This window comes from Streptomyces sp. SID14478 (genome assembly GCF_010548525.1).
In the GTDB taxonomy this organism is placed as follows: domain Bacteria; phylum Actinomycetota; class Actinomycetes; order Streptomycetales; family Streptomycetaceae; genus Streptomyces.
In genome coordinates this window covers 1-241 of record NZ_JAAGMG010000866.1, presented here as the reverse complement: position 1 = coordinate 241, position 241 = coordinate 1, and the positions used below count along the sequence as shown (strand labels likewise).

Here is a 241-nt window from a genome sequence, read left to right as displayed (position 1 = left end):
CGCTGTGGCCTCGACCACAGCAAGCACTTCCCGTCGCACCTGGCCGGTAACCGCGCGGCCGCCCGCTACTGACCCGTAAACATGTGGCGTTCGTCACACGCGGCCCGCAGATGCCCTTCCGTGGTCCCCGTGGCTGTGCCGACACGGCTCCGGGGCCATAGGTTGATCCATATGGAGGAGCTGGACCGTCAGATCGTCGATTTGCTCGTCAAGGACGGGCGGATGAGCTACACCGACCTGG

At 65.6% G+C, this 241-nt stretch carries 1 protein-coding gene; it reads left to right on the top strand.

Features of this window, described 5'->3' with window-relative positions:
• Positions 1 to 171: 171 nt before the first annotated feature.
• The coding region (locus G3I40_RS28160) for an AsnC family transcriptional regulator (protein WP_164305188.1) at positions 172 to 241 on the top strand (70 nt) is incomplete at its 3' end.